This window comes from Gordonia sp. UBA7599 (assembly GCA_002477755.1).
Classification (GTDB): Bacteria; Actinomycetota; Actinomycetes; order Mycobacteriales; family Mycobacteriaceae; genus Gordonia.
In genome coordinates this window covers 1-7,190 of the sequence record DLKD01000017.1, presented here as the reverse complement: position 1 = coordinate 7,190, position 7,190 = coordinate 1, and the positions used below count along the sequence as shown (strand labels likewise).

General features: G+C 65.4%; 11 protein-coding genes. All 11 read left to right on the top strand.

The window, feature by feature from the left end; all coding sequences use genetic code 11:
- Positions 1 to 450, top strand: a 450-nt coding sequence (gene rplD, locus B4L26_RS02125) for a 50S ribosomal protein L4 (RefSeq protein WP_290715276.1), incomplete at its 5' end; no start/stop codon positions are given.
- Positions 451 to 452: 2 nt separating this feature from the next.
- Entirely contained in the window at positions 453 to 758 is a 306-nt protein-coding gene (rplW, locus tag B4L26_RS02120) for a 50S ribosomal protein L23 (RefSeq protein WP_290715273.1), read from the top strand.
- 38 nt (positions 759 to 796) lie between these two features.
- Complete coding sequence (gene rplB, locus B4L26_RS02115; RefSeq protein ID WP_290715270.1) at positions 797 to 1,633, top strand: 50S ribosomal protein L2; 837 nt, start codon at positions 797 to 799, stop codon at positions 1,631 to 1,633.
- Positions 1,634 to 1,651: 18 nt separating this feature from the next.
- Complete coding sequence (gene rpsS / locus B4L26_RS02110; RefSeq protein WP_005193585.1) at positions 1,652 to 1,933, top strand: 30S ribosomal protein S19; 282 nt, start codon at positions 1,652 to 1,654, stop codon at positions 1,931 to 1,933.
- A 2-nt stretch (positions 1,934 to 1,935) separates the two neighbouring features.
- The gene (rplV, locus tag B4L26_RS02105) at positions 1,936 to 2,349 is read left to right on the top strand and encodes a 50S ribosomal protein L22 (protein WP_290715265.1); all 414 of its coding nucleotides are present in this window, start codon (positions 1,936 to 1,938) and stop codon (positions 2,347 to 2,349) included.
- Positions 2,349 to 3,188 carry a 30S ribosomal protein S3 gene (gene rpsC / locus B4L26_RS02100; RefSeq protein WP_290715262.1) on the top strand — a complete coding sequence of 280 codons (840 nt, stop codon included), beginning with the start codon at positions 2,349 to 2,351 and terminating at the stop codon, positions 3,186 to 3,188. The genes rplV and rpsC overlap by 1 nt, the downstream gene beginning before the upstream one ends.
- Positions 3,189 to 3,190: 2 nt before the next feature.
- Complete coding sequence (rplP, locus tag B4L26_RS02095) at positions 3,191 to 3,607, top strand: 50S ribosomal protein L16 (protein WP_290715259.1); 417 nt, start codon at positions 3,191 to 3,193, stop codon at positions 3,605 to 3,607.
- A complete protein-coding gene (gene rpmC / locus B4L26_RS02090; RefSeq protein WP_290715256.1) occupies positions 3,607 to 3,831 on the top strand; it encodes a 50S ribosomal protein L29 in 225 nt (74 codons plus the stop codon). Before rplP ends, rpmC begins: the two co-directional genes overlap by 1 nt.
- Positions 3,832 to 3,833: 2 nt before the next feature.
- Positions 3,834 to 4,121 carry a 30S ribosomal protein S17 gene (gene rpsQ / locus B4L26_RS02085; protein WP_290715253.1) on the top strand — a complete coding sequence of 96 codons (288 nt, stop codon included), beginning with the start codon at positions 3,834 to 3,836 and terminating at the stop codon, positions 4,119 to 4,121.
- A 274-nt stretch (positions 4,122 to 4,395) separates the two neighbouring features.
- Complete coding sequence (locus B4L26_RS02080) at positions 4,396 to 5,547, top strand: acyl-CoA dehydrogenase family protein (RefSeq protein ID WP_290715250.1); 1,152 nt, start codon at positions 4,396 to 4,398, stop codon at positions 5,545 to 5,547.
- Between the two features lie 96 nt (positions 5,548 to 5,643).
- Positions 5,644 to 7,190 (top strand): condensation domain-containing protein (locus B4L26_RS02075; RefSeq protein ID WP_290715248.1); only part of this gene is annotated, 1,547 nt, incomplete at its 3' end.

The window sequence follows — 7,190 nt, the reverse complement described above, 5'->3', positions numbered from 1 at the left end:
CGCCAGAAGGGCACCGGCCGCGCCCGTCAGGGCTCGACCCGCGCGCCGCACTTTACCGGTGGTGGCGTCGTCCACGGCCCGCAGCCGCGTGACTACAGCCAGCGCACCCCCAAGAAGATGAAGGCCGCCGCCCTGCGCGGTGCCCTCTCGGACCGGGCGCGCAACGACCGCATCCACGTCATCACGGAGCTGGTCGCCGGGCAGACCCCGTCGACCAAGTCGGCCCGCCTCTTCCTCGAGAAGCTGTCGGACCGTCGCAACTTCCTGGTCGTGCTCTCGCGCGAGGATGACGCCGCATGGCGCAGCGTGGCCAACCTCGGGAACGTCAACCCGATCGCGGCCGATCAGCTGAATACCTACGACGTGCTGTACAGCGACGAGGTCGTGTTCACCGTCGAGACGCTGAACGCCTTCATCGAGGGCAACCAGAGCAAGAAGAAGGAGGCCTAGGCATGGCTACGCACGCAGACCCGCGTGACATCATCCTGGCGCCGGTGATCTCGGAGAAGGCCTACGGGTTGATCGAGGACAACGTCTACACGTTCATCGTGGCGCCGTCGTCGAACAAGACCGAGATCAAGATCGCAATCGAGAAGATCTTCGACGTGAAGGTCTCGAGCGTGAACACCGCCAACCGCCAGGGCAAGCGCAAGCGCACCCGCGGTGGGTTCGGTCAGCGCCGCTCGACCAAGCGCGCGATCGTGACCCTGGCCGCAGGCAGCAAGCCGATCGAGATCTTCGGGAGCCCGGGCGCGTAGGCGCTCGGAACCTGCAGACGAGTAGAGGACTTTGACTCATGGCAATTCGTAAGTACAAGCCGACGACCCCGGGTCGTCGCGGTGCGAGCGGCTCCGACTTCTCAGAGATCACGCGTGATCACCCCGAGAAGTCGCTGGTCCGCCCGTTGCACGGCCGCGGTGGCCGCAACGCGCACGGACGCATCACCACCCGCCACAAGGGCGGCGGCCACAAGCGGGCCTACCGGTTGATCGACTTCCGTCGCAGTGACAAGGACGGCGTCAACGCCAAGGTCGCGCACATCGAGTACGACCCCAACCGCACCGCGCGCATCGCGCTGTTGCACTTCCTCGACGGTGAGAAGCGCTACATCATCGCGCCGAAGGGGCTCTCGCAGGGCGACATCGTGGAGACTGGCCCCAACGCCGACATCAAGCCCGGCAACAACCTGCCGCTGCGCAACATCCCGACCGGTACGGTCATCCACGCGGTGGAGCTGCGCCCGGGCGGCGGGGCCAAGATGGCCCGCAGCGCCGGCGCTTCGATCCAGCTCCTCGGCAAGGAGGGTCCGTACGCGACCCTGCGCATGCCGTCGGGTGAGATCCGCCGCGTCGACGTGCGCTGCCGCGCTTCCGTCGGCGAGGTCGGCAACGCCGAGCAGAGCAACATCAACTGGGGCAAGGCCGGCCGTATGCGTTGGAAGGGCAAGCGCCCGACTGTCCGCGGTGTCGTCATGAACCCGGTCGACCACCCGCACGGTGGTGGCGAGGGCAAGACCTCCGGTGGTCGCCACCCGGTCAGCCCGTGGGGCAAGCCCGAGGGCCGCACCCGCCGCAACAAGCCGAGCGACAAGCTCATCGTCCGCCGCCGGCGTACCGGCAAGAACAAGCGATAACAAGGAGGGAGTAAGAGAATGCCACGCAGCCTCAAGAAGGGCCCGTTCGTCGACGACCACCTCCTCGCGAAGGTGGACGCCCAGAACGAGAAGGGCACGAAGCAGGTCATCAAGACCTGGTCGCGCCGCTCGACCATCATCCCCGATTTCATCGGTCACACCTTCGCCGTCCACGACGGTCGCAAGCACGTGCCGGTGTTCATTTCGGACAACATGGTCGGCCACAAGCTGGGCGAGTTCGCCCCGACCCGTACGTTCAAAGGTCACATCAAGGATGACCGGAAAGCGAAGCGCCGGTAACCATGACTACCAAGACTGATAATCCGCAGGCCCGGGCCACCGCCCGGTTCGTGCGCACGACGCCGATGAAGGCGCGTCGCGTGCTCGCGCTGGTTCGCGGCAAGAAGGTCGACGAGGCGCTGGACATCCTGCGCTTCGCGCCCCAGGCCGCGAGCGAGCCGATCTTCAAGGTGCTCGAGTCCGCCATCGCCAACGCCGAGAACAACCAGGATCTGGACCGCCGGACCCTGGTCGTCGCCGAGGCGTTCGCCGATGAGGGTCCGACGATGAAGCGGTTCCAGCCGCGCGCCCAGGGTCGTGCGTTCCGCATCCGCAAGCGCACCGCCCACATCACCGTGATCGTCGAAAGCGTTTCCGATGCGCCCGCCGGCGGCGGCCGCAACCGGTCGCGCCAGCCCAAGAAGGGAGCCCAGTAGTGGGTCAGAAAATCAACCCGCACGGCTTCCGTCTGGGCATCACCACCGACTGGAGTTCGCGGTGGTACGCCGACAAGCAGTACGCGGAATATGTGAAAGAGGATGTCGCCATCCGTAAGCTCCTCTCGCAGGGGCTGGAGCGGGCCGGCATCGCCAAGGTGGAGATCGAGCGCACGCGTGACCGCGTCCGCGTCGACATCCACACCGCGCGTCCGGGCATCGTCATCGGCCGCCGCGGCGCCGAGGCCGACCGCATCCGCGGTGACCTGGAGAAGCTCACCGGTAAGCAGGTGCAGCTGAACATCCTCGAGGTCAAGAACGCCGAATCGTCGGCCCAGCTCGTCGCGCAGGGCGTCGCCGAGCAGCTGAGCAACCGTGTGGCATTCCGCCGCGCGATGCGCAAGGCGATCCAGTCGGCGATGCGCCAGCCGAACGTCAAGGGCATCCGGGTCCAGTGCTCGGGTCGCCTGGGCGGTGCGGAGATGAGCCGTAGCGAGTTCTACCGCGAGGGCCGCGTGCCCCTGCACACGCTGCGCGCCGACATCGACTACGGCCTCTACGAGGCCAAGACCACCTTCGGCCGCATCGGCGTGAAGGTCTGGATTTACAAGGGCGACGTCGTTGGCGGCCGCCGCGAGCAGGCAGCGGTTGCTGCTGCTCCGGCCGGTGACGACCGTCGTTCACGCCGCCCGAGCCGTCCGCGTCGCAGCGGTGCCTCGGGGACCACGGGCACGAGCACCGAGGCGGGTCGCGCGGCTGAGGCCGGCGCCACCGAGGTGGTCGACGTGGTCGACGTCGTGGTCGAGGAATCGCCCGTGACCGAGAACCAGGAGAGCTAGCCATGTTGATCCCACGTCGGGTTAAACACCGCAAGCAGCACCACCCGAGCCTCAAGGGCCAGGCGTCCGGCGGCACCAAGGTGACGTTCGGCGACTACGGCATCCAAGCGCTCGAGGGTGCGTACATCACCAACCGCCAGATCGAGTCTGCGCGTATTGCCATCAACCGGCACATCAAGCGTGGCGGCAAGGTGTGGATCAACATCTTCCCCGACCGTCCGCTGACCAAGAAGCCCGCCGAGACCCGCATGGGTTCGGGCAAGGGTTCGCCGGAGTGGTGGGTGGCGCCGGTGAAGCCGGGCCGCGTGCTGTTCGAGATGAGCTACCCCAATGAGGAGATTGCCCGCGAGGCTCTGCGCCGCGCGCAGCACAAGCTCCCGATCAAGACCCGCATTGTGACGCGAGAGGAGCGCTTCTGATGGCACTGGGAGTTGTTGCTGCAGAACTGCGCGAGCTTGACGACGCCGAGTTGATCGCCCGCCTCAAGGAGTCGAAGGAAGAGCTGTTCAACCTTCGTTTCCAGACGGCGACGGGATCGCTGGACAACAACCGTCGGCTGCGCGTCGTGCGTCGCGAGATCGCCCGTATCTACACGGTGATGCGCGAGCGTGAGCTCGGTCTCGCCGGCGGGCCGGAGGCGTAAGCATGAGTGAGGACAAGAACGTGAGCACCACCGAAGAGACCCGTAACCGCCGCAAAGAGCGGATCGGCTACGTCGTCAGCGACAAGATGCAGAAGACGATCGTCGTCGAGCTGGAGGATCGTAAGAGCCACCCGCTGTACGGCAAGATCATCCGCACCACCAGCAAGGTGAAGGCCCATGACGAGAACGGGGACGCCGGCATCGGCGACCGCGTGCGGCTCATGGAGACCCGCCCGACCAGCGCCACCAAGCGCTGGCGCCTGGTGGAGGTGCTGGAGAAGGCCAAGTAGGCCTTCCCGCGGGGGCTCCGCCCCCGTGAACCCCCGGATACGCGGGGGTGTGGCTCCTGCACGACCACGACCTCGGCCCGCTTCCCGACTGGGAAGCGGGCCGAGGTTTTTCGTCGAATCCGCGATCGCGCAAAAGGTGGGCAGTGACGTGTTCGGTAACCATTCCCGTGTCAGAGGGACGCTTCGCAACAGCAACCGCCAGGATCTTCGTTGGAACGGCTGATTCAGGGGGGTAGCGGCTATCGCGATGCGTCGGGGATGAGATGATCGATACATGGAACGCCTCGTTTTTGAACCCGAGCACGAACAGTTGCGGCAGACGGCTCGCGACTTCATCGCGCGCGAGGTCGCGCCGCATTCCGACGAGTGGATCGCCGCCGGTCAGGTCGACCGCGAGATCTACAAGAAGGCCGGCGACGCCGGATTGGTCGGGTTCAACATGCCTGAGGAGTACGGTGGCGGCGGCGCCATGGACGACTTCCGGTTCAACGCCGTCGTCGTCGAGGAATTCGCCAGTTACGGCGGTGCCTCACCGGCGTTCAGCTTGCAGAATGACGTCGTCGGGCCCTACTTCGTGCACCTGGCCAACGACGAGCAGAAGCAGCGCTGGATCCCTGGCATCGCGTCGGGGGAGACGATCCTCGCCGTCGCCATGACCGAGCCGGGTGCTGGTAGCGACCTCGCCGGCATCACGACCAGCGCGCGCCGCGACGGTGACGACTGGATCCTCAACGGCTCCAAGACATTCATCTCGTCGGGTATCAACTCCGACCTGGTCGTCGTGGTCTGCCGCACCGACCCCGACCCGGCTGCAAAGCACAAGGCGTTCTCGCTGCTCGTCGTCGAACGCGGAATGCCCGGGTTCGAGCGCGGCCGCAAGCTCGACAAGATCGGCCTCAAAGCCCAGGACACCGCCGAACTCCACTTCGACGACGTCCGCGTGCCGGCGGAGAATCTGCTGGGTCAGGAGAACCTGGGGTTCTACCACCTCATGCAGAATCTGCCGTCGGAGCGTCTCTCAATCGGCATTTCTGCCATTGCGGGAGCACGGGCCATCTTCGAGGAGACGGTCGAGTACGTGAAGTCGCGCAAGGCCTTCGGCAAACCGATCGGCTCGTTCCAGGCAAACCGCTTCACCCTCGCGGAGATGAGCACCGAACTCGACGTCGCGCAGGCGTACATCGACCGTTGTCTGCAGGCCGTCGTCGACGGTGAGCTCACCGCCGTGGACGCCAGCAAGAACAAGTGGTGGTGCACCGAGCTCGCCAAGAAGGTCATCGACCAGTGCCTGCAGCTGCACGGCGGCTACGGGTTTATGAACGAGTACGCGGTTGGTCGTGCGTACTGCGACTCGCGGATCCAGACCATTTTCGGCGGTACTACCGAGATCATGAAGGATCTCATCGGTCGCGACATGGGGCTGTAGCGACCGTGTTTGTGGCTTATGAACGGGTTGCCGGTTTTGAGGGAACTGGCGAGCAACGGCACCCTGGGATAGTTTTCCGGCTGTGGGAGTAGTCGAATGACGAAGGAACGCGGACGGGACTCGGAGAGTTCCAACGCGCCCGAGGTGCTCCCGCTGACAGCGGCGCAGCGGTCGATGTGGTTCGCCGAGCAGCTCTCCAGCGACTACTCGGTCAACATCGCCCAGTACCTGGACATGCGGCACGCGCCGGGTGGGCTCGATTTCGAGTTGTTGGTCGAGTGTCTCAAGGACATGGCTCGGGCGACGGAGGCACCGTACCTGCGGCTCGTCGAAGTCGACGGGGAGCCACGGCAGGTGGTCGATCCCCAGCTCCCCTATGAGGCGACGATCATCGATTTCCGGTCGGCGGATGATCCCGTGGCCGAGGCCATCGCATGTATGCGCGAGGAGTACCAGCGGCCGCTCGACATGTACGCCGACGACTTGGTGGCCACAATGCTGCTGAAGGTCGCCGACGATCGCACCTTCTGGTACATGCGTGCTCATCACATCGCCGTTGACGGGTATGCCGCTCTGACCAGTGTGCGGATGGCGGCAGAACGGTACAACGCCGCCCGGCGGGGCACAGAGCTCCACGAACGGCCGTTCGCGAAACTGTCCGAGTTGGTCGCCGACGACGAGAAGTACCAGTCGAGTTCGCGGCGTTCTGCCGACGGCGAGCATTGGGCGTCGCGGATGGCGGACCTGCCGGCTCGGGCGACATTGTCCCGGCTTGGTTCGATCGCTCGACCCGACCCGGTGAACCTGGTTGCGTCGGGCCGGATGGATCCGGCCGATCAGACCAGGATCGATGAGTTGTGCCGGGAGTTGGGTACGTCTGCAGCGGCGGTGTTGACTGCTGCCTTCAGTGCGTTCATGTCGCAGATGACCGCTCACGACGACATTGTTCTGACGCTCCCTGTGACTGGCCGGGCAAGTGCGCGGATCAAGAATGCCGGCGGGATGCTGGCCAATGTCTTGCCGGTGCGTGTACTCGGTATCGCCGAAGGGACGGTGCGGAACCTGATCGGAAAGGTCGGGGTCGAGATGCTCGGGGCGTTGCGCCATCAGAGGTATCGCTCGGACGACATCCTGCGCGACGCAGGTTTGCATCACTCGGGATCTGCGACCTTCGGCCCGATTGTGAACATGGTGTTCTTCGACAAGCCGATCGAGATCGACGGCGCCACCGCGGACTATCACATCCTGTCCTCGGGGATGCTCGAAGACACGCTGCTCAACCTTTACCAGGCCCAACCCGGTGCGCCGTTGGTGGTGGATCTACATGGCAACCCGGGCTTGTACACCAGCGATGAGATCGTCCGGCACCACCGCCGGTTCATGCGATTCGTCACTGAGTTCATCGCCGACCTGGACCGCCCGGTGTGGGATGTGGCCCTGCTGGGTGTGGGTGAGCGGCGGGCATTGTTGGCGGCGGGGGTGGGTGCGCCGTTGGTGTGGCCCACTGCGACTGTTGCTGATGCGTTGGGTATGGCGATGGGGGCGGTGCCGCGTGCGGTGGCGGTGATTGCTCCGGATCGTGTGTTGTCGTATGGGGAGTTGTCGGCGCGGTCGAATGCGTTGGCGCGGGAGTTGATTGCAGC

Excerpts from the sequence above, each read along its gene's own strand:
- rplP (WP_290715259.1), top strand. The coding sequence starts at position 3,191 with ATGTTGATCCCACGTCGGGTTAAACACCGCAAGCAGCACCACCCGAGC.
- rpsS (WP_005193585.1), top strand. The coding sequence starts at position 1,652 with ATGCCACGCAGCCTCAAGAAGGGCCCGTTCGTCGACGACCACCTCCTC.
- rpmC (WP_290715256.1), top strand. The coding sequence starts at position 3,607 with ATGGCACTGGGAGTTGTTGCTGCAGAACTGCGCGAGCTTGACGACGCC.
- B4L26_RS02080 (WP_290715250.1), top strand. The coding sequence starts at position 4,396 with ATGGAACGCCTCGTTTTTGAACCCGAGCACGAACAGTTGCGGCAGACG.
- rpsQ (WP_290715253.1), top strand. The coding sequence starts at position 3,834 with ATGAGTGAGGACAAGAACGTGAGCACCACCGAAGAGACCCGTAACCGC.
- rplB (WP_290715270.1), top strand. The coding sequence starts at position 797 with ATGGCAATTCGTAAGTACAAGCCGACGACCCCGGGTCGTCGCGGTGCG.
- rplV (WP_290715265.1), top strand. The coding sequence starts at position 1,936 with ATGACTACCAAGACTGATAATCCGCAGGCCCGGGCCACCGCCCGGTTC.
- rplW (WP_290715273.1), top strand. The coding sequence starts at position 453 with ATGGCTACGCACGCAGACCCGCGTGACATCATCCTGGCGCCGGTGATC.